Annotated in this window: 26 protein-coding genes; 1 reads left to right on the forward strand and 25 read right to left on the reverse strand. The window is 62.8% G+C overall.

Going from position 1 to position 20,583, the window contains the following annotated elements; genetic code table 11:
- Positions 1-11 precede the first annotated feature (11 nt).
- Positions 12-347 carry a hypothetical protein gene (locus J7U46_RS09505; RefSeq protein WP_282825174.1) on the forward strand — a complete coding sequence of 112 codons (336 nt, stop codon included), beginning with the start codon at positions 12-14 and terminating at the stop codon, positions 345-347.
- Positions 348-353: 6 nt separating this feature from the next.
- On the opposite strand, the gene J7U46_RS09510 is transcribed toward J7U46_RS09505, so the two are convergent.
- The 25 genes from J7U46_RS09510 to J7U46_RS09630 all read right to left on the reverse strand — a co-directional run bounded on the left by J7U46_RS09510 (position 354) and on the right by J7U46_RS09630 (position 20,582).
- Positions 354-563 carry a hypothetical protein gene (locus tag J7U46_RS09510; protein ID WP_282825175.1) on the reverse strand — a complete coding sequence of 70 codons (210 nt, stop codon included), beginning with the start codon at positions 561-563 and terminating at the stop codon, positions 354-356.
- A gap of 84 nt (positions 564-647) precedes the next feature.
- Positions 648-998, reverse strand: a complete 351-nt coding sequence (locus J7U46_RS09515; protein ID WP_282825176.1) for a hypothetical protein — start codon at positions 996-998, stop codon at positions 648-650.
- Entirely contained in the window at positions 995-1,186 is a 192-nt protein-coding gene (locus J7U46_RS09520; RefSeq protein WP_282825177.1) for a hypothetical protein, read from the reverse strand. Before J7U46_RS09520 ends, J7U46_RS09515 begins: the two co-directional genes overlap by 4 nt.
- A gap of 8 nt (positions 1,187-1,194) precedes the next feature.
- Positions 1,195-1,623 carry a hypothetical protein gene (locus J7U46_RS09525; RefSeq protein ID WP_282825178.1) on the reverse strand — a complete coding sequence of 143 codons (429 nt, stop codon included), beginning with the start codon at positions 1,621-1,623 and terminating at the stop codon, positions 1,195-1,197.
- Positions 1,620-1,820 (reverse strand): hypothetical protein, encoded by a 201-nt coding sequence (locus tag J7U46_RS09530; protein ID WP_282825179.1) that lies wholly within the window; start codon positions 1,818-1,820, stop codon positions 1,620-1,622. The genes J7U46_RS09525 and J7U46_RS09530 overlap by 4 nt, the downstream gene beginning before the upstream one ends.
- Positions 1,813-2,460, reverse strand: coding sequence for an SGNH/GDSL hydrolase family protein (locus J7U46_RS09535; RefSeq protein WP_282825180.1), 648 nt, complete (start codon positions 2,458-2,460; stop codon positions 1,813-1,815). Before J7U46_RS09535 ends, J7U46_RS09530 begins: the two co-directional genes overlap by 8 nt.
- 15 nt (positions 2,461-2,475) lie before the next feature.
- Positions 2,476-2,925 (reverse strand): hypothetical protein, encoded by a 450-nt coding sequence (locus J7U46_RS09540; protein ID WP_282825181.1) that lies wholly within the window; start codon positions 2,923-2,925, stop codon positions 2,476-2,478.
- Positions 2,922-3,773 (reverse strand): hypothetical protein, encoded by an 852-nt coding sequence (locus J7U46_RS09545; protein ID WP_282825182.1) that lies wholly within the window; start codon positions 3,771-3,773, stop codon positions 2,922-2,924. Before J7U46_RS09545 ends, J7U46_RS09540 begins: the two co-directional genes overlap by 4 nt.
- A gap of 23 nt (positions 3,774-3,796) precedes the next feature.
- Positions 3,797-4,729: a hypothetical protein gene (locus J7U46_RS09550; protein WP_282825183.1), complete on the reverse strand. Its 933-nt coding sequence runs from the start codon at positions 4,727-4,729 to the stop codon at positions 3,797-3,799.
- Positions 4,726-10,221: a phage tail length tape measure family protein gene (locus J7U46_RS09555; protein ID WP_282825184.1), complete on the reverse strand. Its 5,496-nt coding sequence runs from the start codon at positions 10,219-10,221 to the stop codon at positions 4,726-4,728. Before J7U46_RS09555 ends, J7U46_RS09550 begins: the two co-directional genes overlap by 4 nt.
- Positions 10,222-10,226: 5 nt before the next feature.
- Positions 10,227-10,613: a DUF1799 domain-containing protein gene (locus tag J7U46_RS09560; RefSeq protein WP_349239490.1), complete on the reverse strand. Its 387-nt coding sequence runs from the start codon at positions 10,611-10,613 to the stop codon at positions 10,227-10,229.
- Positions 10,532-10,912, reverse strand: a complete 381-nt coding sequence (locus J7U46_RS09565; protein ID WP_282825185.1) for a phage tail assembly chaperone — start codon at positions 10,910-10,912, stop codon at positions 10,532-10,534. The genes J7U46_RS09560 and J7U46_RS09565 overlap by 82 nt, the downstream gene beginning before the upstream one ends.
- Positions 10,913-11,022: 110 nt before the next feature.
- Positions 11,023-11,670 carry a phage tail tube protein gene (locus J7U46_RS09570; RefSeq protein ID WP_282825186.1) on the reverse strand — a complete coding sequence of 216 codons (648 nt, stop codon included), beginning with the start codon at positions 11,668-11,670 and terminating at the stop codon, positions 11,023-11,025.
- Between the two features lie 121 nt (positions 11,671-11,791).
- On the reverse strand, positions 11,792-12,151 hold the full coding sequence (locus J7U46_RS09575; protein WP_282825187.1) for a DUF3168 domain-containing protein: 360 nt from the start codon (positions 12,149-12,151) through the stop codon (positions 11,792-11,794).
- Positions 12,148-12,597, reverse strand: a complete 450-nt coding sequence (locus J7U46_RS09580; RefSeq protein WP_282825188.1) for an HK97-gp10 family putative phage morphogenesis protein — start codon at positions 12,595-12,597, stop codon at positions 12,148-12,150. The genes J7U46_RS09575 and J7U46_RS09580 overlap by 4 nt, the downstream gene beginning before the upstream one ends.
- Before the next feature lie 23 nt (positions 12,598-12,620).
- Complete coding sequence (locus J7U46_RS09585; RefSeq protein WP_282825190.1) at positions 12,621-12,938, reverse strand: phage head closure protein; 318 nt, start codon at positions 12,936-12,938, stop codon at positions 12,621-12,623.
- On the reverse strand, positions 12,938-13,516 hold the full coding sequence (locus tag J7U46_RS09590; protein WP_282825191.1) for a head-tail connector protein: 579 nt from the start codon (positions 13,514-13,516) through the stop codon (positions 12,938-12,940). Before J7U46_RS09590 ends, J7U46_RS09585 begins: the two co-directional genes overlap by 1 nt.
- A gap of 7 nt (positions 13,517-13,523) precedes the next feature.
- Positions 13,524-14,099 carry a hypothetical protein gene (locus J7U46_RS09595; protein ID WP_282825193.1) on the reverse strand — a complete coding sequence of 192 codons (576 nt, stop codon included), beginning with the start codon at positions 14,097-14,099 and terminating at the stop codon, positions 13,524-13,526.
- Positions 14,100-14,107: 8 nt separating this feature from the next.
- The gene (locus J7U46_RS09600) at positions 14,108-15,145 is read right to left on the reverse strand and encodes a hypothetical protein (RefSeq protein ID WP_282825195.1); all 1,038 of its coding nucleotides are present in this window, start codon (positions 15,143-15,145) and stop codon (positions 14,108-14,110) included.
- Positions 15,146-15,152: 7 nt separating this feature from the next.
- On the reverse strand, positions 15,153-16,328 hold the full coding sequence (locus J7U46_RS09605) for an alpha/beta hydrolase-fold protein (RefSeq protein WP_282825197.1): 1,176 nt from the start codon (positions 16,326-16,328) through the stop codon (positions 15,153-15,155).
- A 132-nt stretch (positions 16,329-16,460) separates the two neighbouring features.
- Entirely contained in the window at positions 16,461-16,871 is a 411-nt protein-coding gene (locus J7U46_RS09610; RefSeq protein WP_282825199.1) for a hypothetical protein, read from the reverse strand.
- A gap of 98 nt (positions 16,872-16,969) precedes the next feature.
- The gene (locus tag J7U46_RS09615) at positions 16,970-17,167 is read right to left on the reverse strand and encodes a hypothetical protein (protein ID WP_282825201.1); all 198 of its coding nucleotides are present in this window, start codon (positions 17,165-17,167) and stop codon (positions 16,970-16,972) included.
- A gap of 36 nt (positions 17,168-17,203) precedes the next feature.
- Positions 17,204-18,460 carry a phage major capsid protein gene (locus tag J7U46_RS09620; protein WP_282825203.1) on the reverse strand — a complete coding sequence of 419 codons (1,257 nt, stop codon included), beginning with the start codon at positions 18,458-18,460 and terminating at the stop codon, positions 17,204-17,206.
- A 72-nt stretch (positions 18,461-18,532) separates the two neighbouring features.
- Positions 18,533-19,291 (reverse strand): head maturation protease, ClpP-related, encoded by a 759-nt coding sequence (locus J7U46_RS09625; protein WP_282825205.1) that lies wholly within the window; start codon positions 19,289-19,291, stop codon positions 18,533-18,535.
- Positions 19,292-19,298: 7 nt separating this feature from the next.
- Positions 19,299-20,582 (reverse strand): phage portal protein, encoded by a 1,284-nt coding sequence (locus J7U46_RS09630; RefSeq protein ID WP_282825207.1) that lies wholly within the window; start codon positions 20,580-20,582, stop codon positions 19,299-19,301.
- Position 20,583: the final 1 nt, after the last annotated feature.

Below are 20,583 nucleotides of genomic sequence, written 5' to 3' on the forward strand. Positions count from 1 at the left end.
GAATCGGTGTTTTGAGCCGTTATAAATCAACAACTTGCGAGCGCCATTTGAACACGTTGCCGGAGTTCAATATCGGCATACTGGCTCACCCCACGAGCCACCGCCAGGAGCATGATGGCGCCATGCCTACCCCAACTGAAATCTGGTTCTGGATGATGACCGACGAGTTCGGCCGGCGCCGCAAGTCGCCCTGCCGGTTCACGGTCGCAGAGGCCATGAAGCGCGACCCCACCGCCGAGCGCGTGCCTGGTAGCTGCGAGATCAGAGATTGCCCCGACGGGCCGGATGATGTGCGCCTGTTCTCCACCTCTGACGTGGGAATGCGGATTCCTGGCAAGGATCGCTAGGTCTGCTCATGGGTGCCCGAGCGGCCAGATTTCAGGCGGCTGCGCCATCTTGAGCAGCACCCACACCTCATCGGGCGGGCAATCCTCGATGCAGGTGATCACCCGGTCTGCTTCCCACCAGCGGCCGTCAATCCGCCGCTCGTCACCCTTGCGCGGCGCCGGGTGCTCGGTGTCGGTCATGAGGTGCCGGCCGGCGACGAAGTAGCGGACGATCATGGAGGCGTCAGCGCGGCTGCTCGGCAACGGTGATACTGGCCGGCAACCTCGGACAGCTTGAGCACTACCGCACCGAAAGAGTCGTCAGCGAGAGGCGCCAGAGGCGGGCAGTTCAGGAGAACCAGAGACTTGTCCGGTTCCCGCGATGGCGGCATTGAGGAGGCGCAGCCCGTCAGGGCCAACGCGGCAATCAGGATCGGTGTAGACCGGGACATTGCGAACCTCCCGCTCGATGGCGTTTTGGACGGTGGTGTGGCGGACGGTGATTTCGCTGATGGCCTTGGCCACAGACTCGCGGCCGGCCTGAGCCGCTTTGTCGGCAACACGCTCAGCGATGGCCTTCTCTCCGTCTGCCAGTTGGCGCCCATCATGGCGGCCAAGCAGGTAGCAGAAAGCAGCGAGAGCCAGAGCGGCAATCCAGGCGTAGGGGTTCATTGCGCGGCCGGCTGCTTGATCTTCTGCACCGTGTTCCCAGCCACATAGGCTCCGACAGTGCCGATGATCACCGCCGCGTAGGTCGTGCCGGCCGGGTCCAGCTTGCCCATGAACTGCAGGGCGCTGGTCACGGCGCCGCAGCCAACGGTGAGCAGGAAGCGGCGGCCTCCGATGGTGTCGAAGTTCATGATTCACCTCATGGGTAGAAGACGCGCCGGCCGGATTTCGGCGGCACGGTCTGAAGATGGGACCAGCTCTTGGTGGCGCTTGGATGCTCGAGCCACAGGCCCAGGGCAGTCAGCGCGGCCTGGCCCTCGCCGGTCATGAGCCAGTCGTCGAGCTCGCCGTCCGGGTCGTACACGTCCAGCGCCTGGCCGGTCATGTGCTTGGAGTTGGGCGCTGCATTCGGAGTGGCTGCATTGAGGGTCGGCGGGCGCCAGCCAGAAGCCACCAGAGTGCCGGTCTGCGGGTGCTTGTGAGTCAGGTCTACGCCGTAGCTCATGGCCTGGGCCAATAGCTTGTTGACGATCTCGACCGTCCGCAAGGCCTCGCGCTCGATGGATGGAGACATGGCCAGCGGGTACTGCTCGCGCCGGCCCATGAAGAAATCGGCAAGGGTGATCATTTGCGCCTAACCTTTGCCGGCTTGTCACGAATGATCCTGTCCATGATTGCCAGCCAGGTCTGCACCAGCGAATAGATGGTGGCGGCAATAGCGGCAACAAACTGAATCCACTGGAGCGGGCTCATCTGCGAAAGGCCCACAAAGAGCCAGGCCCACAGCACTTTCAAGAGCGCCGGAGATGCGTCGTCATTAGCCATTGGCAAGTACACCTTGAACGGAGGAACGAATCAGCGCGCCAATCTCTCGGTGAGCATTGGCACATGGGTGGTGGTCGGTGGGGTGGCAGAACCAGTCGCTACGGCTGGCTGCGTACAGGTCAACGAACCGCGCACCGCTTTCTTCAGCGAAGGCCCGAAGATCGGTGGACCATGGTCCGAGCCAAGAATCAAGCGATTGATCCCAGCGCGGAGGCGAGACGATCACAAGCCGCGCACGTGGCCAGGCCTGGGCAATCCTTCTCACGTTGGTCAGGGCCTGCTGTCGGTCAACACCCTGGGCTGCGTCATTGGTGCCAAGCAAGATCACCACCACGTCGGCAGGGATGCCGCGTAGCCATTCGACCTGTCCGCTCAGTGCCGCCGAGGTGCTGGCGCCGCCCACCGCTGCCGTGACCACATCACCAGGAAGGTCCGCTGTGTAGCTCAAGTCCTGCCGGAGCTGCAAGGCCCCCGCTGTCGGGATATAGCCGGCCGTGATGCTGTCGCCGATGACCACCGTCAGCGGTCTGGGCTGCGACGCTTTGGCCTCCGGTATTGGGCCGCCGCCACCGCAGGCGAGAAGCAGGCATGCAGCAGCCGCCACCAGGCACATGGCCGGCAGTGTCTTGGCTGCTTGCATGGGGACCGCGCGGTTTTAGTGGTTGAAGGCCACTTGCATGCCTGGTGAAGTGCTGACGATGTTCAGCGCATCAGGCGTGAGACTGATTTCGACCGTGAAGGTGGTGGTACTTCCACCGGTGCCGTTGTTGAACAGCTCGAACCAGATGCGCGAGGTCATCGGGTACCAGACGCCAGCGACGTTCGTGCCATTGGTAGGCGTGAACGAACTACCTGCGGTGATCGTGGCGCGAATGAAGAAGTTGTACCCGTTGGCAGCGTCGAGCGATGAGGCCCACATGGTTCCGCCCGGAACGCTCTGGTCGGTGTTGATGCCGCCATAGGACAGCGAGCCGTCAGGATCGAAGTAGATGTATCCACCGGCCAAGGTGCTGGGTGTGCTCTGGCCCTTGCCGAGACCCGGCGAAATCACCGCGACAGCATCGGCAGCGGACCCGCCAGAGCAGGCCATCATGATCCCGCTCATGTGAGGCCCATCCCGCTGATGCGCCAGCGGTTGGCTGCCAGCTTCTGCACCATGGCCTCACCACCGGCCGCCACGGTGCGGGAGCCGGTGGAACCAGTGAGCGCGCGGACCAGAGAAGCGGAACCAGACGGAGCGATGTTCAAGGCAGTCGAGCTGTCATTGACGACTCGGAATGCGAAGCCGATCGGAAGATTCAGGGTTGCGTCCTGCTGGATCGTGAGGGTGTAGACACTCGCCGAGGTCTTGCAAAGGGCCATGGATCTGTCAGCGGCGGCCAGGTTCCGGCTCGAGCTGAGCGACTGGATCGGCATGTCAAGGTAACCAAGCTCCTGCACCACGCCGGAATAGTGCTGCACAACGCCGCCGTTGATCTGCGGAGCGCCTGCAGTCGAGTCGAGGACTGGATTGCCGCCGTTCGACCCAGAGAATCGAAGCCAGCGATTCGCGCCAGCGATGGCGGCCGTGCGGAAATCCGTTTGAGGGATCACAACCCAATTCGTCGCATCGGCGCTCGGGTCGGTTGCAGTGGTACCGGCAATGAGTCGCCGGTAGGACAGGCCATTGATCGGGGACCAAGCTGTGTCGCCGACTGCGTAGTTGGTTGCCGCATTCCACTTCGGGGCCGCCAGGGCCAGGAGCGCAGCTTGCAGGCTGGCTTCTGCAGCGGTGGCGCGTGAGTCTGCATTGACAGCAGATTCATAAGCGCTGACAGCGTTCGTGTGTGCGCTGTCTATCGCCAACTGCATTTCAGGCACGCCCGTGTTCTTGTTGAAGGCAGCCAGATCCGTCGCGAGCTGACTGAACGTGTTTCTGTTAGCCCGGTCAGGAGCCGGGGGCGGCGCAGTCATGGTCGGCGGGACCACTGGTGAGGTCATACCAGTCCTTTCACATTGAGGGTCAGCGTGGCAGTGCCAAAGCTGTCATAGCTCATCGACCCAGAGACCAGGCCGAAGTTGTTCAAGCCCTGAAAGCCAGGGCCACTTGAGGCAATTACTGCGCAGGGCACGTCGAGCACCTCTTGCACGCAGACAAGTGCGTAGTCGGCAATTTCCCGAGGCATCGCGACAGAAAATGAGGTGTCAGTGGCAGCGCGGCGCTTGACGATCCGCGTCGTGCCGTCGATTTCTGTTTTGATGTAGGAGAAGGAGCGCGGCTCAGCCTTGGCGCCGCCAAGAGTTCCGCCCCAGCCGCCGCCGGAGATCAGGCCGCGCAGGTCTCCGACAGCAATCAATCCAAACTTGACCGCCACACCAGGGCTAGAGGTGACGGAGATCGTCAGCTCGGCATCCGGGTAAGGCAAGATTTCGCTGAACACGGCCTTGGTCGCGGCCCTGATCGGCGAGAAGTACCACTCATACCAATCGGGCACCGGCTCGATCAGGTCAACCTCTTGGTCAAAGATCACCGAGCCGCCAGGGGCGTCCTTGACGATGGCGCGGACCTTTTCACCATCTGCGCCGTAGACTGACACCGAGTTGAAGAAGCCGGGGCGCAGGACATAGGTCAGCGCCTCGGTATCACGGCTCTGAGTGCTGATCTCGCCATCGAACGCGGCCCACTTGTTGGTCGGTCGAATGTCCGTCCAGTTGGCCGTGTCGTCTTCGGGTGGGATCGTTCCAGCACCAGCCGACTCGCGCCGGTAGACGCGATGCGTTTCGACGCGTATCGCCTCGTCACCGATGGCATACGTGTGGCCGGAGATCCAGGCAGCCTCACCAATGGTTGTGTCAGGCTCGGCGATGGTGCTGCTGTAGAGCGAGGTGTCGGTGATCTCTAGCGGCACCAGGATTTGCGGGCCGTTCATGGCGCGATCTCCACAAGGATCGGCACGCTCTGATTGCCTTCGAGCGCTTCAGCCGCGCGGCCGGTGTTGTTGTTCGATACGTCGATCTGCTTGCGCAGCTCGATCAGTTGCTCGCGCAAGGACTTGAGTTCTTCGACCATCGATTCGGTGCCGCTGGTGGCTGGAGTGGGCGTGAAGCTCGCCGGCTGAATCGCGGTCTGCGCAGCGGTCGTTGGTGTCACACCGGTGATTGCTACAGCCTTCGCCACGCCGTACTGAGAGGCGAGCAGGTTCGCCGTCCCCTCCAGTCCTGCGGCCGTCCGAGCACGGAGGCTCTGCAGGTCCGCGAAGCTCACGGACTGCTGCTCGGCGATGCTGAGCATGGCCTGGCTCAGTCCTGGCAGGAGCTTGAAGGCGTTCAGGTCGCCGGCCTTGGCTTGAGCCTGGGTGATGGCGAGCCTGGTCTGGGCCTGGGCAAGACTCTCGCTCGAGTCTCCAGCGATCTGGCCGCGAATACGAGCCACTTCATCGAGAACGCTGTCGGCAGCAGACTTCCACGCGCTGCTGATCTGCTCAGCTGCTCGCTGCTGCTCTTCTGCGGCGCGCCGGGCATCCTCAGCGGCCTGCTGTTGGGCCTTGGCTATTGCCTCTGCTGCTTGAGCAGCTGCATTCGTGGAGTCGATTTGCTGCTTCAGCGCGGTGTTGAAGTCATAGGCTGCGGCGATCTTGGCTGCGTCCTCGGCGCTCATGCCCTCGGTGAGTCGAGCGAGATCGCGCTCGCGGGTGCGGCGCAACACCTCAGCGTCATTGCCGCTCAGCGACAGAAGCTGGTTCTCGAGGTCGAAGCGGGTGTCGCCGAGGCCGGCCATTGCATCGGTAACCTTCTGCGCCGCCTCTGCCGCCTTCGCCGAGACCTTGGCCTGGTCTTCCAGGGCATAGATCATCTGCTTCAGTGCACGGTTCGACGGGTCGAGGGCCGCGAGCTCGCGTTCGCGCAGTGCGGCCGTATCGCCCTGAGCCTGCAGGAGCTGGGTTTCCAGGCCGGCGCGCTCGCTCAGCACCCGCTGGGCTGCTGCTGCCGCTTCTTGCGTCGCCTTGATCTGCGCGCGCAGGGCCTCGGTGAGGTCGTAGGAGGCTGCTACCGCAGCCGCGTCAGCTGCGCTCAGGCCGCCCGTGATGCCAGCCAAGTCAAGCTGACGCTTGAGGGCTGCTGCGCCGGCCGCATCACCTTGAGCGGTGAGCAGATCGACCTGAAGGCCCGAACGGGTCTTCGCCTGGCCGCTCAGCACGTCCTGGAGGTTGGAGACCCCACCGGCCAGCTTCTCGGTCGCCTTCAGCGCTTCGTCGAAGGCGCCGGCCAGGCCGATCACCTGGGCATAGAACTTCTGCCCGGCCTCGGTGCTGGTGTCGATTCCAGAGACGAGGGCCTTGAAGGCCTCGCGGCTGGTGGGCGCAGAGGTGATGCCGATCTTGGCGAAGTCGGCGGCCAGCTGTGCCTGCTTCGCGGCGGCCTTCTCCTGATCGGTGAAGAACGCATCGAAGTAGGTTTCGAGCGAGGACTTGAGATTGTCAAGACCACCGGCGCCGCGCAGCATGGCTGCGGTCAGAGAGTCGCCGCTCTTGCCGACAGCGATGAGCACCTGGCGCGCGCCGTCCAGTTCGGTGTAGGCCTGGGCCAGTTCTTCAGCGGAACCGGACAGCGAGTCGATGATCGCGCCGATGCCGGACAGAGAGCCGTCGAGGGACTCGAAGGCCTTGATCGACTGGCGCACGATCTCCGCGCCAACGTCGCCCTGTTTCTGGGCCACGCCGGTGAACTTGATCGCCTGGATGCCGAGAAGGTCCAGCGATGCGCTGGCCGTCTCCACACCCGAGGCGACCCGGATCACGGTCTCGAGGTAGCCTTCGCCGATCTTCTGGAAGTCGTTCAGGCCTGGGAGCGCTGCAGACGCGATGCTGTCGCCGGCTGCTCCGAGGACTGCGCTCAGCTTCTCCTGGATCTGCTGGCCGGTCAGGTCCTTCAGGTCGATCTTGCCAATGTCGACGGTGAAGGAGTTGATGCGGCCGACCACCTCATCGAGCGAGGCGCCGAGCGGCACGGAGGCCAGCTTCAGGGCGTCGGCGAAGCTCTGGAACACCAGGCCGAACTGCTGCTTCAGCACCGGGTCAGAGGCTTGGTACTGGGTCGAGTTCTTGTTGCTGTAGGTGATGCCGAGGAACTTCGACTTCGAGTTCACGTCGGCGTAGTCCTGAAGGTTCAGGCCACCGGTCAAGATGCTGCCAAGGCTCTGCGGACCAGAGAACAGGCCATTGCCTGTGATGGTCGTCTTGCTGCCCATCAGCTTCGTGAAGACGCCGGCCGTCCAACTGTCCAGGATGCCGAGCGCAGTCTTCCCGAAGGCATTGAATGCGTTCAGGCCGTATCCCTCGCGAATGCCGAACTGGCTCGCCGTGTCGCCTGAGACAACGCCGGAGCGAAGGATCAAGCCGGACAGCCCGCCAATGTTGGCCTCGATGCTCTTGAGCGCCGCCAGCATGCCCGACTGGGTGGACAGCTGCATCTTTGCCGTGTCCGACAGCAGGTCGATGCTCTTGGCGATGCTCTCGCTCTTGGCCTGCGCGTCGCCGAAGACCGTTCCGGTTCCCGTAGCCTGCTTGGCGCCGTCGCCACCGGTAGAGCCGCCACCAGCGAAACCGCCAGAGACAGCGAAGCCGAGGCCAGCCATGATCGCTGCCATGGCAGCCATGCGAGGAATTGCGGAGTAGGGATCGCCCTGCGCCTGGTTTGCAATGCCGACAGCAGCAGCGCTCAGACCCTTCTGCAGATCGCTGGCAAGCTGGTAGACCCGGAAGGCATCTTCGGCGGCCTGCAAGGTCTTGTAGCCGCGCGAGCCTTCGGCGAAGAAGCCCTTCGCGGCGCCGGCCATGTTGGCGTAGAGGCCAATGCTCTGCTCTTGTGAGCGCATCGACAGGCGAAGCGCCTCGCGCTGACGCTCTGCAGGATCCTTAATATCCGCGAGGCGGCTGCGCAGGTCGGCCACCTGAGCCTGCTGACGAGCGTACTCGCCAAGCGACGATGAGAGCTTTGCCAGGCTGTTGCCTGCATTTCCGAACGCATCAGACAGAGCGGCCCCGAAGGACTGGGCACGCGATGGGTCGAGGTACTCGTCAATCGCCTTGAGTGCATCCCTATCGAGATTCACATCAAGCTCGATCTTTGCTGCAGCCTTCGCCTTGTCCTTGAGCGAGTTCTTCTGCGCTTCGTCGAACGAAGAGCGGTCAATCTCCGCGATCTGCTTCGCCAGCTTCAACTCGCTTTCACGAGTGAGCAGCACCTTTGCGCGCTCAGCGCTTCCGAGGCCGACAATTCGGAGTTCGCTGGCAGCAATGGCCTCCGCCTCTTTCGCAGAGCGGAGCCATTCGTCCATTCGACGATTGACGCTGTTGAAGTCTGCGGTACGGAGCGAATCGACAAGGTGCTCTTGCGCCTTGATCCCACTGTCAAGTGCAGCGAGCTGCGCAGGGTCGACCAACTCGCCTTCCAGGAACTTGGTGCGCTCGATCTTCTTCTGAGCCAGCACCATCTCTTCGATGGCGGTCTTCGACTCGCCGAAGACCTTGTTCGCAGCGTCTTGCTTCTGTGCCTGCAGCTCGATTGCATCGGCCGACTTCACCGTCTCGGCAATCTGCTTGCGATATGCGTCAGTAGCCTGGGCTACGTACTTGTACAGCTTTTCAGTTTCGAGAGAGTCACGCTCCACCGCCACCAGCTTCTGAGCCTGCGCCAGGGCCTGCTCTTTGTAGCCGCGAGTTATGCCGTCCATGCGGCCGCGCAATTGCTCTTGCAACTGTGCGACGAGCTTCTCGCCTTCGGTCTGCTTTGCCTCTTCGCCGCGACCGGCACGCAGAAGGTCGATGTACTTCTGCGTTTCGACGATCTTCGCTTTGATGCTGTCGACTTCTGACTTGGCGCCCTTGTCGTCGAATTTGTCGCGAATGCCTGCAAGCAGATCACGATACTGCTTTGAGCTGATCAGCCCTGCCTCGACAAGCTCTTGGTACTTCACGCGCGCCGCTGCAAGTTCCTTTTCTTGCTGAACTTGCTTTGAAGCGAACTGGAGGGATTCCTTGTTGAAATCTCCAAGAAGCTTTACCTGCCTGCCCTCCTCAGCCTTCGCTGCAGCTGCCTTCGCTTCAATTCGCTCCTTTGCTTCAAGGACGACGAGTTGGCGTTCGAGGTCGGCCGTCTGCCTTTGGAGGCTCTTGCCAGCAACGGAATCAGGATCGACCGCCAGAGACTTTGTCGATAGATCGAGTAGCTTCCGACGAACTGAATCAGCAGTTGAGACACGGCCGACGCTGAGCGTGTTGTCGATCGCGCCCTTGGCGGCGTCTTTGATGCCTAGCCACGCCTTCTCGACGTAGCCAAGGTTTTTGACGAGCTCAGGGCTTCGTTGCTCAACAGCGCGCGCATAGGCTTCCTGGGCAACTTTCGCTGCATCAGTAGTCCTGCCGGCGTCCTCAAGCGCGCGAATCTGCTCGTAGACCGAGCGGGTCAGAAATCCCGTGGTCTCGTTGAGCTTGAGGGCAGACTCAAGCGGAGACTTCGCCAGCGAAGCGAACTGCTTCACCAGTTCTTCAGCGGCCGGACCGCCTGCTCGCTCCATCTGGAGGATCGCAGCGGTGAAGCGCTGAATGTTGTCCGCTCCGATCTTGGAGTCGGAGGCCATCAGGTTGATGACCTCGGCCGCCCTGCCCTGCGTGCCTGCGCCCATCGAGCGCACGGCAGCGGCCATGTCCATCAGCTGGCTAGCCGTCTTGCCGGCCTGGTTGCCACTGAGGATCAGGGTCTTTTCGAATTCCTTGGCCTCGGCCGCGCCCATCGAGTACGCAACACCAAGCCCGACGACAGCGGCGGCGGCGACCGTGAACGGGTTGACCAGTCCAAGGACATAGCCACCGAGCGCGCGTGCCGCATTGCCGGCTCCGCCGAACATGTCCTTCAACTGGCCGCCCTGCTGCAGGAAGACAGTCAGCGGCTGTTGGCCGCCCTGCAGGGCAGTCACTATGTCCGTAAACTGCGCCGGGACGCCTCGGAGGGCGGCCGCAGTCTGGGCGGCGCTGACGCCCATCTTGTCGAGAGAGCCTTGCGCCGCCTTCTGCGCGGCCTCGGCCTGGCGCAGCTGGTCAAGGTACGGCTTGAGCGTGTCGGCACTGACGCCGCGCTGACTCGCCAGAGTTTCGAAGTAGCTCGCCGTGCCCCGTTCGCCGGCCTTCATCGCAGCCGTGGTGCGCTCGATGGAGCCGATGATCGACTTGGTGGCCCGGTCCAGCTTCTCCGCAGACTTCGGCGCGCCGTCGCCGATTCCCTCAAGACCTGCCCCCGCCTTCTTGCCCGCCTCATTGACAGACGTGGCCATGTCCCGAGCGGCATCCTTGATCTCGTTGAAGCCCTTTCGGGCCTCAGTCGAGTCAACCTCCAGCTTGATCTGAGGCTTTTGGTTTTCGCTCATGGGTTTCAGGTCTCGTTGTCGCGCATCTGTTCGAGCGCGGCCGCTTCCATCACGCGTATGTCAGCGAAGAGGTCGTTCCACTCGTCATCGGAAAGGCCAAGCCGTTCCATGCGAGCGAAAAGCGGGGTGTAGTCAAGGGCGAAGCGGACGCCGTTCATGCCGGCGATGCGCCACTGGCCGGAGATCTCGCAGAAGAGACGCCAGGCCGGCCAGTTCTCGGGCCAGACTTCGACGGAATCGAAGCCGTAGTCCTCAAGGGTGAACGTGCCATCCTTGGGGAGAACGAAGAAGGCCGCTTTCGCGGCCGTGGTCAGTTTCCCAGGCGGCCATCCAGCACCGCAGCGCGGTACTCGTTCATGATCGCCACGGCAGCGCCAGGGAGTTCGTCGCAGAGCTGGGCGGCCGAGTCGCGGTTCAGTTTCTCGTCGAGGTTCCAGCCTTCCAGCACCTCGAGCAGGTAGTCGGCGTTCTTCTCGACGGTGCTGTCCATCAGCTTGGCCATCGAGAACTTCTCGTCAGCCGGGGCCGCAGCGCCGGAGTCGGTGAACATGCCATCGATGAAGGCGCCGAACTCCTTGCGGGTGCGGTACTTGAAGACGCACTCGATGGCGCCTTCGGTGCCGTCCAACAGGGGGAACTTGACGACGTGCTTGAACGAGGTCGGGCGCTTGCCCAGGATGATCTTGGCCATGTGATTGGTCCTTCGCGGGGAGTTGGAATGCCCGTGCCCAGCCGGCCCTCCCCGCGATTGGGAGGAACCGGCCAGGTCGGTGCTGGGGATGGGGCTAGACGCCCCGGTGATCAGGAGGCGTAGCGGGTCAGTCGGTTGTTGCCGTTGAAGGCGGCCTTGACCTTGTTGATCTGGCCGTCCTGCAGCGAGGGCGACTCGTTCAGAGCCACGGTGCAGGGCTGGTAGACCTTCGAGCCGTTGCGCAGCGTCATCAGCAGGCAGGTGTCCGTCTGCACTTCGGTCAGCGACTTCAGCGCGCTGTAGCCACCGGAGCCGATGGCGTCGGCGTCGATGTCCAGCGAGTAGCTGGTGGCAGAGAAGCCGTCGTTGATGTTGTATTCAACGTCGCTGTCCATGTACTTGTAGGAGACCGTCTTCGGATCGCCGCCGCTGGAGCTGGCGCCCGTGATCTGGCCCACGGTGGTGAAGGTGTTGACCTTGCGCACCGAGCCCGTGCCGCTGCCGGCCGGGAAGTACGTGGTGTTGGTGGTGTCGATGCCTTCGAGCGTGAAGTCGTTGGTCGTCACCGACTTCAGGCGGGCGTAGCGCTTGTTCAGGCGCCCCCAGCCGCTGGTGACTTCAACAACGTCACCATTCGCCAGGCCGTGGGCCGTGCTGGTGCACACGGCTTCGGTGGCGTTGGTGACAGCCGAAACCGTCTTGGTGGAGCCGAACGCGGTCGCGACGGCGAACGTGGTGCCGGTAGGTACGGAAGCCATGATGTGGGCCTTTCAGAAATGAAAAAACCCGCACGAGGGCGGGTTGGGTTTCGCCCTCATCGGGCATGAAAAAGCCCGCCTCGGTTTCCCGGGCGGGCTTGCTTGGTTGGCCTTTCGGCCGCTATCGGTTGGTGTAGATCGAGAAGTCCTGATTCGCGCCGTAGATCGGAGGATCTGCGTCTTCTTCGTAGGTGCTGTAGGGCTCGTCCATCGGCATGGCGACCAAGGTCGCACTGCCGCACAGCAGTTCTTCAATCGCGCGGATCAAGTCCATCGTTTGGGCGCGAGTCGAGCTGTACACGCTGACTTGCATGATGGTGTTGCGCTTGTCTCCGGCCGTGTTGTCAAGGAACCGCATCGGCTTGCCGCCGATCCCCGAATAGGTCACGTAGGGCCGCGCAACGCCGGCCGGCGCAACGTCCGGGTACACGCGCGGGCAGACCGTCTTCAGCAGCGTGGTCAGTTCGGCTTCGACGCTCATGCTGCCGCCTTGTCGATTGCAGCCATCAGCACCTTCTCGCCGGCATCGAGGGCTTCTTTCTGCACGGCCTGGCTGTACATGGCGCGGCGGATGAAGGGATGCGGGGCGCTGGTCGAGGTGCCGAACTCGACCATGTGCGCATAGGGAGCGTCCTTGTAGTTGTAGGACACGTGATAGACCGCCCGACCTGGTGCGCTGTTGTCCTTCGAATAGACGCGGTAGATGGATGCCTGGAGGTTGCCGGGGTTATAGGGTCCGTAGCGCTTCTTCGTCGTCTTGTAGGACGAGCCGTAGAAGTAATGAGCCTTCGACGAGCGCGGAACGAACGAGCGCGCCGCGTCGTAGTACACCTTCGCCACCGCAGCACACGCCGGCAGCGCGGCTTCTTCGGCAGCGTCGCCAAGCTGGTCCAGGTAGGACTCCAGGCCGCGCAGGTCGACGCCCATGCTGAAGCTGTGCGCGCCGCCGCTCAAGATTCCACCTCGCAAACCAGGTCCACGAACTCGCGGCCACCGTCAGGCAGCACGGCGGTGATCTTGTAGACCGTGGAGCCGTACAGCACGCGCATGGCCGCCGTCACACCCTCGCGCCAGCGAATCCGAATCGATGCCTTGACCGTCGAGCCAGTCGCGCCGGCACGAATGGCCTCGGCGCCGCTCATGTGCCTGATGTTTGCCGACAGCGTCACAACGTCGATCCAGCCCACCGAGGGCTGACCGAGCGCATCCTCGCCACTGGCTGGCGCCTGCAGCTTGATCTGGTTCCGGAGTTGGCCTGCTGCGAGCATCAGTACACCCGATATGAGTCGAGCATTCGGTCGATCAGGCGCTCAGGAAGCGCGCCAACTCGGCCGGTCATGTCCACGGCCTCTCGTTGGGTGGCGAACATGGCGACGGTCGCCAAGATCCACACCTTGAGCTGCTTTGGCACTGAGGCGGCGTCGCCGTAGCCGGCCACGAACTGGACCTTCACGGCGTTGATCACGTCGTCAGTCGTCGGCCAGGTCAGGCCATCGGCCGGGAGAACCCAGGCTTCGGCATCCTGCAGGTCGGTCGCATACTGGTCAGACGCCAGCGTCTGCTCGGCGCCATCCGCGTCCACGTACACCACCGACTGGACCGACTGCACCGGCAGGCGCAGCAGCTGAATGTCCGACTTGTCTCCGCGCGGGAAGTCGTCCAGCGTCTGCTCCCAGGTCTGCGTGACAAGCACGCGGCCGGTGATCGACTCGCACAGTTCCCGGGCCGCCGTGATGTAGAGGCCGAGCAGGTCGTCGCCGACTTCATCGGTGATGCGGCAATGCGCCCGCGCCTCGTCCAGGCGCACCGGCTCCTCGCCAGGTGCAGCGATCAGTTTCAAGGACATGGAATTCCTACTGTGTTTGCCGCTTGCGGCGGCCGGCGCCATCCATGCGGGGCGCGCGGCGAGAAGATCGGGCGGCGCGGACGCCAGTCACGACAGCGCCAGAGAACGAGCCTCCAGCGGTGGCCGGCGCAAGCTGCACCGATCCGGAGAAGCTGGACACGGCGCCACCGGTAAACGATCCGCTGACCGTCGCGCCATCGAGGCCAATCGCACCGCTGAAGCTTCCGCCACCGGCTCCGCCAACAGTCAGAGTGATCCGGCAGATACCAGGGCCGAAGCCAATATCGGTAGTCGAGGCCACGCCATCGGCATCGAGGCGGAACTCGAAGTAGTCGGAGGCGCCGTCATAGGTGAAGACGCCATCCTCACCAGGTGTCAGCGTGCCGTTCGTCGGCCAGCGAGTGATCAGGCCGCGAACCTCCACGCCGTTGTCGGCGGGAAGGCTCAGCGCCGGGTAGAGGTAAGAGGGGCCATCCAGACCAGCGGCCGGCACGTTTGCGCCGAGAACGCCGTGGCCCGGGTAGGCAGAAACAATGCACGCGCCGGCAATCAGGCGCGTTGTATCGACTCGAACGGATCTCATGCTGCCGCTCAGGTTGCGACGATGATTTCGGTTCCCTCGGCGCCGGTATCGGTGCGGCGCCAGGTCACGCGATAGGAGGTGCCAGCCACCACAGCAACGTCAGCAAACGAGCAGGTCGGAACCGTCGTGCTGCTGCTACTGGTCAGGCCGGTCTTGTGCAGAATCGGCGCATCCGTCGAGGCCAGCTTGACGTAGGCCTCGAACGGAGCGCTGGTGTGTGCAGCCCCGTTGTTGAACAACAAGGCACCACTCGTCAGCGTCCCAGGCGCAGGAGAGAAGCTGCCGCTCGGGCTCGCATCGTCCAGCGTCACACTGCCGCTGAAGCTGCCGTTCGGGACCGTGCTGAAAGAGCCAGCCGGTGAAACGTCGTCGAGGGTGACCGTGCCGGAAAACGATGCAGCCGGAGGAACCGAAGCGACTGCGAAGCTGATGCAGTTGCTCGTCGCCGATGAAGTCTGCGTGGCGGTCTTGGTGCCGGTCGCGCCTGCGCTGGCAACGGCCACATCGGCGATGCCAACAACGAACCCGGAAGGATTCGAGCCGGCATCCATCCGCTCAGTCATGCCACTGGGCGGCGTCCAGCTGTTGGAAATGCTGTTGCTGCCAGAGACATAGACGCACACCAGCGTTTGATCGGCTGCTGTGGTAGTGACGCTCGGGCAGGTGGCCGAGGTGCTGTTGCTCGTGTTCCGCTGGGTCGCTGAAACCGGAACCGGCGTGGTGCCGTCTGGCCCGGTGTACGTCCAGATCCAGCCATAGCCGAAGTTATTGCCGCCACCCTGGCCGCCGATGCCTACGCTGTACGTCGATGGCTCACTTCCGCCAGCGATCTTCCAGTACAGGCGTAGCTCAAACTCAAACGCGCTTCCTTGGTCGATGGAGGCGAGAGCAGTCCATCCGGCTGGCGGCGTGATAGTGGCATCACCATAGGCTGCCACAACGCCCAGCAGCATCAAGTCACCAGCACTAGCGGCCGGGCGCGTGACGCTGGTTGTTCCGTTGACGTTGGTCAGCGACCCTATCGCGCCGAATGGTGGGGATGCCATGCCGTACTCAGAAGCTGACCGACACCCAGGTGTTCGCGGCCGGGATGGTCACGAGCACAGGGGATGGGTTGCCGGTGTAGATGGGAGACTTCGGCTTGACCTTGACGGTGCAGGCCGAACTGATGTGCGTCACTTCGCAGGACCAAGAGCCGGCAGACTCGACCACGTTGCGGAAGGTCAGGCCGACATTGATGCCGCCCGTCAGATCGGTGGACGGATCGCCGTCGAGCGAGTGCTCGCTGAAGACCGGATAGCCCTTGCCAAGCTCGAAGAGGCCCAGCGGGTAGCTGGCCGTGATCTGGCTGGGAATCGAGCCTGTGCTGTGGTCGCCGTTGTTCCACGCGAACGCGAAGCCACGGCCTGCGCTGCGCATGGCGGCCACCAGCGCGATGTGGTCCGAGAAGGGGCTGAAGCCGTCGTTCTTGCCAATGTTCCAACCCACCCAGGGAATGGCATTGGCCGTGTCCGCCACGTAGGCGACGGCATTCATGTGCTGGGCAACGGTCCCGCCGCCATCAGCAGCCGTCACGTTCGGCGAGCTGACTGCCGTGTCATAGACCTGGCTGACCGATTCCCAGTCGGGTACCGTGATGTTCGTGCCGCCCGAGTACCGCACGCGCGGCCGGTCGGGGTAGATCGCCGCGAACCTGTTGGGCCGGCGCAGCGCGAAGGTCATGCAGCCCCAAGCGCCCATCGAGCCGCCCGAGGCGTAGCGCTTGGTCGGATGGGCCTGCGGTACGTTCGCGTCAGCCCAGCGCAGCAACTGGTCATAGCGCCGCTCGGTGTAGAGGTACATCTCATCCACGGCTGGGCCGTGCGTGTAGCCCATGTGGTAGCTCTCCAGGTTCCAGGAGGCCACCGCGTCGTAGCGAACGTCTTGCGGGTAGACCGTGACGCCGCCCGAGATCAGGCGCGCGGACCACTTCAGCACCGTGTCGGTCGAGTACGCCAGCGGACCATCCAGATCGGCTTGGTACTTGTCGCCGAAGTCCAGCGCACCGGCGCCGCCGCCAGAGGCGTGCATCACGAACGTGAACGGGTACTGCGTGGCGCCAGTGGGCGCGTAGGCATCCGTCCCGGTCTTGGTGATGTTGGTGAGGTTCGGGTACGGCGGAACGTCGAATGAGCCGCTAGGCGTAGCAGAGTCCAGCACCACCGCGCCACTCATGGCCGACTGATTCATCGCCAGCGACCCGGCCGGCGAAGCGTCACCGAGCGCAACTGCGCCAGCGAACAGACCGCCAGGGAACCTCCCGCCATTGATCGGCCCAGAGGCGACCGAGTAGGTGCGGGCGAACGGAGCGACCACGACAGATCAGGGGTTGCCGGCCGTCAGGGTCAGCGTGCCAGTGATGTTCTGGCCGTTGGCGATAGAGCCGGTGAACTGAATGTTCCCGGCGCCCGCGCCAATGTCCACGTCGATGCAGGCAGTGCCATCCGACTTGGAGAGCCGCACGAACGTCGGCGTGCCGTTCACGTGGCTGCTGTTGGTCTGGGTGAAGCCGCCGAAGGTCAGGACGGCAGAAGCGACGCTGCCAGCCGTGCCGCCGTTGGCTGCCGTCACATCGGTGCCATAGGTAAGCGTGGCGAGCAGCGTGCCAGCCGGAGTGCCGAACGACGAAGGCTTTGTGCCGTTGTAGAACTTGGCCGTGGCAGATGCGCCAAGCAGCGTGACCAGCGCATTCAGCTCGGCATTGCGGCCGGCAACGGAGATCGACAGCGTCATGATGTTGTCCTCAGAAATGAAAAGACCCGCCATGGCGGGTCAGGTGGTTCAGGCTCAATCGCATGCACCCGGGAGGGGTGCATAGGGGCTGAGTCCGGTTAGTCGGTCTCGGCGGTTTGTTCCTTGGCGTAGGCCACGGCGTCGGGATGCGAGTCAGCGGCGCCGGCTTGCACCAGGCCCTCGATCACCGCAGCTTCAGCCGCGAAGGCTTCGCCGCACTTCACATCGAGGTCAGGCAGATCGACCAGCGCGCGCGCTTCGACTTGGCCCTCGGCTGCTTTCTTGGTTCGTGCCATAGGCGATGCCGGCCCATTGCTGGGCCGGCCCTCGGGTTAGGTTGCGGAGTTGGCGTAGTACTTGACCGTGGAGCCGCTCACATCGACCAAGTTGCCGCCCATACGCTGGAAGGCGACGAAGCCGATCTGACCGTTCCTGGTGAATGCGGAGTCGGTCATGCGGAAGATGGTCAGATCCATCACGCGGCGGATCTTGTACTTCTTGAATGCGCCGAAAGCGATTGACTTCGCATTGGCGGCCATCGTGGCCATGTCCTGGTTGATGAAGATCGGACGATTCAGGAGGCGGTCGGGGGCACCGCCAGGGTTGCCCTGCTCGTAACCGGGAACGAAGATCGGGCGGCCTTGGCTGTCCTTCAACTTGCGAATGACCTTGAGCGAGCTGTCATTCATCATGAAGCCGACCCCAGGAAGGGAGCGGTATGCAGGATCGACAGAGTGCTCAAGGTCGATCAGGTCGTCATAAATGACGCTGGTCGTCTGGCCGGTTGTGCCAACCTTGCCAGACGAGGCTGCGGTGATGAGGCCGCGTGGCTGGCCGGTGCCCGTGCCAACGGTGCAATGGGTGTTCAGGATGCGGCCGAGGCGCATGCCCAGGATCTCCTGGATGTATGCCTCAATGTCAATGAAGCTGTCCTGAATTAGTTCCCAGGGGATGGCGATGTCGTTGGAGGTGTACTTGTAGACATCCATCGACACATTGCCAAACGCGGTATCGGCGCGGCTTACCGTGGTGTTTTGACCAACGATTGCACCGACTTCGCCAGTGGCATCGCCCGTGGGGAAGTTCATCGTGGCACCGCTTCCGGTGTTCATGATGTCAGCGGCCTGCAGCATGCCGCCATAGGCCTTCATCGCCTGCTCGATGGTCCGGTTGTACTCGGTGGCAACCGTGAATCCGCCCTCCGTCGTCGTCGTGGTACTCATGGCGGCGCGAATGTCCGGAGTAACGCGAGCGTTGTGCGCTGAAAGCTGCTCAGCATCAAGCGCCTGCAGACCGCCACGGAAGTACGCCTTCAGAGCGCGAGCGTTATCGCTGTGCGCGGACGGATCACGCGTGGCGACTTCTCGAGCTCGATTCAGCAGGTTGCCGGTCTGCTCCGCAGCCAGCGTAGCCAGGCGGGTCTCGCGCTGAATGTCGCCATCGATTGCCTCGATCTCGGCCAAGATGGTGTCAAGTTGCGAGGCCTCGGAACTCGGCATGCGCTGATCGGCCGGGTACTTGTTGGAAAGAGCATTGGCTTCCTGAGCCTTGGCGTTGCGATGCTCGCGCAGTTGAGCGAGTTTGCTCATGGGTCGGTCCTTTCGGTTCGGAAATAAAAAAAGCCGCCCTAGGGCGGCTTGGCTTCGACGTGCGCGAGTGCGCTAGACGAACTGGGTGCGGTCCAGCGTGGCGATGCGTTGCTGCTGGCGGGCGCGGTGGTCGGTGGTTGCGAAGTCGCCCGAATCAGGCTCTTCGTGCTTGGGCTGCTCAGGCCGCGCAACGCGGGCCAGGAAGGCATTGAGGTTCCACTTGGCCTGATTGGCAGGCTCTGCCTCGGCTGTTGCTACGCCGTCAGCAAATCCATACTTCACAGCCTCTTCAGCGGTGAACCACGTTTCAGCGGCCATCCAATCTGCAATCTTGGATTCCGCCTGGTTGGTACGCTTCGCGTAGGTGTTGACCAGGGTTGCGTCGATCTTGTCGAGCAGGTCGGCCGTCTTGTTCAGGTCGTCAGCATTGCCCCAGGCGACTGTCCAGGCTTTGTGGATCATGAACATGGCGCCTTCTGCCATCACGATTTCGTCACCGGCCATGGCGATGAAGGTGGCGGCGCTCGCAGCCAATCCGTCAATGTGCACGACAACCCTGGCGCTGTGCTCTCGAAGCGCAGTTTCAATAGCGCGCGCCGCGAACACATCGCCACCAGGGCTATTGATGCGCAGATGGATCGTGCTTGCCTTTACATCCTTCAGTGCCTTCACGAAGGCTTGCGCACTGACGCCACCCCAGTACTCGGCCTCCAGGTCTGAGCCGACAATGGCCTCATATATGAAGATCTCGGCGGTATCGGCCGATTGCTCGTTAGTGACGATTTCAAACCGTCGCCCGGGAGCCTGGCGGTTATCGGCCAGGAGCTGCATGAGTCGGTTATGCCGCATTCGGGGCTCCCGTTGAAACTTGATTGGTAGACATTTCGCGCGGTGGAAGGTTTTCAGCCCTGCGGATCTCGTCCACGTGCATGAAGGGCTGCTCACCAGCACGGCCAAGGGCGGAGCGGTATGCGTCAAAACGGCTCTTGGTGTCGCCCTTCTCTAGGGCTGCCGTAATGTGCTCGACGAAGAAGCGTTGGCGGATCGGCCAGAGACGGTGATTGAACTCCTGGGCGATCTGCACCAGGTGAGTCATCAGCGTGTAGCGCACAAAGTTGCCGCCCTGCTCCGCCATGCCGGTACCCCAACTGGAGGTCTTCTCCGTGTGCCCAACGAGGTGCGGCGGCACGCCAAAGATCCGGCAGATCTCTTCCACCGAAAACAGGCGAGTACCGAGGATCTCTGCATCCTTTGGGTTGATAGAAAGCGATGCAGCCTTCAACCCACCGGAAAGAATTAGCGGAGCACGCGAGTTCGAGGTTCTCGCCAGCAGCGAAGCCTTTAAGCCTTCAAGCTGCTCCTGCTTCAGGTTTTGATCGGTCTGCAGGGCGTAGTCAAACGTTGCGCCTTCAGAGAACAGCTTTCCTGAAAACTGCTGCGCAGCAAGCGCATTTCCGATTGCCTCGCGCGCCGCATATGTAATGGGGCTCGGACTCGTAAGACCGTCATATCCGAGGCTCGTAAGCTGCACAACATCGGCTGTATCCAAAACATAGGCCGGGCCGAATTCAGGTTGAACCCTGTAGTACTTCTCACCAGTGCTTGAATCCTTAAACGGCTGCACGCGGTTAGGGTGAAGCGGCTTCCAGCCTATGACTTTTGCGCTGCTATAGCCAGGGCGCAGCAACTGCGCGTAACCATCACCATAGAACAGCTTTGCGCTGACAAGATAGGTCCACGCATCGGCAGCCGAGAATTCCTCGCATGGGCGCTCGTTCAGCATCCAGTGATAGTCATGCTGGACTGGTTGGCGCTCACCACCATCAATCCGCTCAAAGAGCCCAAGTGGCAGCGTGCTGATTGCGCCAGCTATACGCGACACGCAGCCATACACAGCGGACACACGAAGCGCCGTGTCAGGAGTGACAACAGCACCACTGGATGCGGTAGCCATGGCTCCAAGCATCTTCGCCAGCTCATCCATCGTCAGATTGCCGGTCGAGTTGTTCTCACCAAACGCCAGCACCCCAGCTCGCGCAGCCGCTCCAGGTCGCTCTGCCAGGTAGCGGCCGAGCACGCGAGATTCGTGGCGGCGCGCGGTCAGATCAAGTACTTGTGACATC

Origin of the sequence: Pelomonas sp. V22 (assembly GCF_030014915.1) — a bacterium.
Taxonomy (GTDB): domain Bacteria; phylum Pseudomonadota; class Gammaproteobacteria; order Burkholderiales; family Burkholderiaceae_C; genus JAUASW01.

Excerpts from the sequence above, each read along its gene's own strand:
- J7U46_RS09555 (WP_282825184.1), bottom strand. The coding sequence starts at position 10,221 with ATGAGCGAAAACCAAAAGCCTCAGATCAAGCTGGAGGTTGACTCGACT.
- J7U46_RS09575 (WP_282825187.1), bottom strand. The coding sequence starts at position 12,151 with ATGAGCGTCGAAGCCGAACTGACCACGCTGCTGAAGACGGTCTGCCCG.
- J7U46_RS09595 (WP_282825193.1), bottom strand. The coding sequence starts at position 14,099 with ATGAGATCCGTTCGAGTCGATACAACGCGCCTGATTGCCGGCGCGTGC.
- J7U46_RS09565 (WP_282825185.1), bottom strand. The coding sequence starts at position 10,912 with ATGGCCAAGATCATCCTGGGCAAGCGCCCGACCTCGTTCAAGCACGTC.
- J7U46_RS09610 (WP_282825199.1), bottom strand. The coding sequence starts at position 16,871 with ATGACGCTGTCGATCTCCGTTGCCGGCCGCAATGCCGAGCTGAATGCG.
- J7U46_RS09615 (WP_282825201.1), bottom strand. The coding sequence starts at position 17,167 with ATGGCACGAACCAAGAAAGCAGCCGAGGGCCAAGTCGAAGCGCGCGCG.
- J7U46_RS09530 (WP_282825179.1), bottom strand. The coding sequence starts at position 1,820 with ATGGCTAATGACGACGCATCTCCGGCGCTCTTGAAAGTGCTGTGGGCC.
- J7U46_RS09590 (WP_282825191.1), bottom strand. The coding sequence starts at position 13,516 with ATGTCCTTGAAACTGATCGCTGCACCTGGCGAGGAGCCGGTGCGCCTG.
- J7U46_RS09520 (WP_282825177.1), bottom strand. The coding sequence starts at position 1,186 with ATGAACTTCGACACCATCGGAGGCCGCCGCTTCCTGCTCACCGTTGGC.
- J7U46_RS09525 (WP_282825178.1), bottom strand. The coding sequence starts at position 1,623 with ATGATCACCCTTGCCGATTTCTTCATGGGCCGGCGCGAGCAGTACCCG.
- J7U46_RS09605 (WP_282825197.1), bottom strand. The coding sequence starts at position 16,328 with ATGAATCAGTCGGCCATGAGTGGCGCGGTGGTGCTGGACTCTGCTACG.
- J7U46_RS09540 (WP_282825181.1), bottom strand. The coding sequence starts at position 2,925 with ATGAGCGGGATCATGATGGCCTGCTCTGGCGGGTCCGCTGCCGATGCT.
- J7U46_RS09580 (WP_282825188.1), bottom strand. The coding sequence starts at position 12,597 with ATGGGCGTCGACCTGCGCGGCCTGGAGTCCTACCTGGACCAGCTTGGC.
- J7U46_RS09620 (WP_282825203.1), bottom strand. The coding sequence starts at position 18,460 with ATGAGCAAACTCGCTCAACTGCGCGAGCATCGCAACGCCAAGGCTCAG.
- J7U46_RS09630 (WP_282825207.1), bottom strand. The coding sequence starts at position 20,582 with ATGTCACAAGTACTTGATCTGACCGCGCGCCGCCACGAATCTCGCGTG.
- J7U46_RS09550 (WP_282825183.1), bottom strand. The coding sequence starts at position 4,729 with ATGAACGGCCCGCAAATCCTGGTGCCGCTAGAGATCACCGACACCTCG.
- J7U46_RS09535 (WP_282825180.1), bottom strand. The coding sequence starts at position 2,460 with ATGCAAGCAGCCAAGACACTGCCGGCCATGTGCCTGGTGGCGGCTGCT.
- J7U46_RS09570 (WP_282825186.1), bottom strand. The coding sequence starts at position 11,670 with ATGGCTTCCGTACCTACCGGCACCACGTTCGCCGTCGCGACCGCGTTC.
- J7U46_RS09545 (WP_282825182.1), bottom strand. The coding sequence starts at position 3,773 with ATGACTGCGCCGCCCCCGGCTCCTGACCGGGCTAACAGAAACACGTTC.
- J7U46_RS09585 (WP_282825190.1), bottom strand. The coding sequence starts at position 12,938 with ATGCTCGCAGCAGGCCAACTCCGGAACCAGATCAAGCTGCAGGCGCCA.
- J7U46_RS09510 (WP_282825175.1), bottom strand. The coding sequence starts at position 563 with ATGATCGTCCGCTACTTCGTCGCCGGCCGGCACCTCATGACCGACACC.
- J7U46_RS09515 (WP_282825176.1), bottom strand. The coding sequence starts at position 998 with ATGAACCCCTACGCCTGGATTGCCGCTCTGGCTCTCGCTGCTTTCTGC.
- J7U46_RS09625 (WP_282825205.1), bottom strand. The coding sequence starts at position 19,291 with ATGCAGCTCCTGGCCGATAACCGCCAGGCTCCCGGGCGACGGTTTGAA.
- J7U46_RS09600 (WP_282825195.1), bottom strand. The coding sequence starts at position 15,145 with ATGGCATCCCCACCATTCGGCGCGATAGGGTCGCTGACCAACGTCAAC.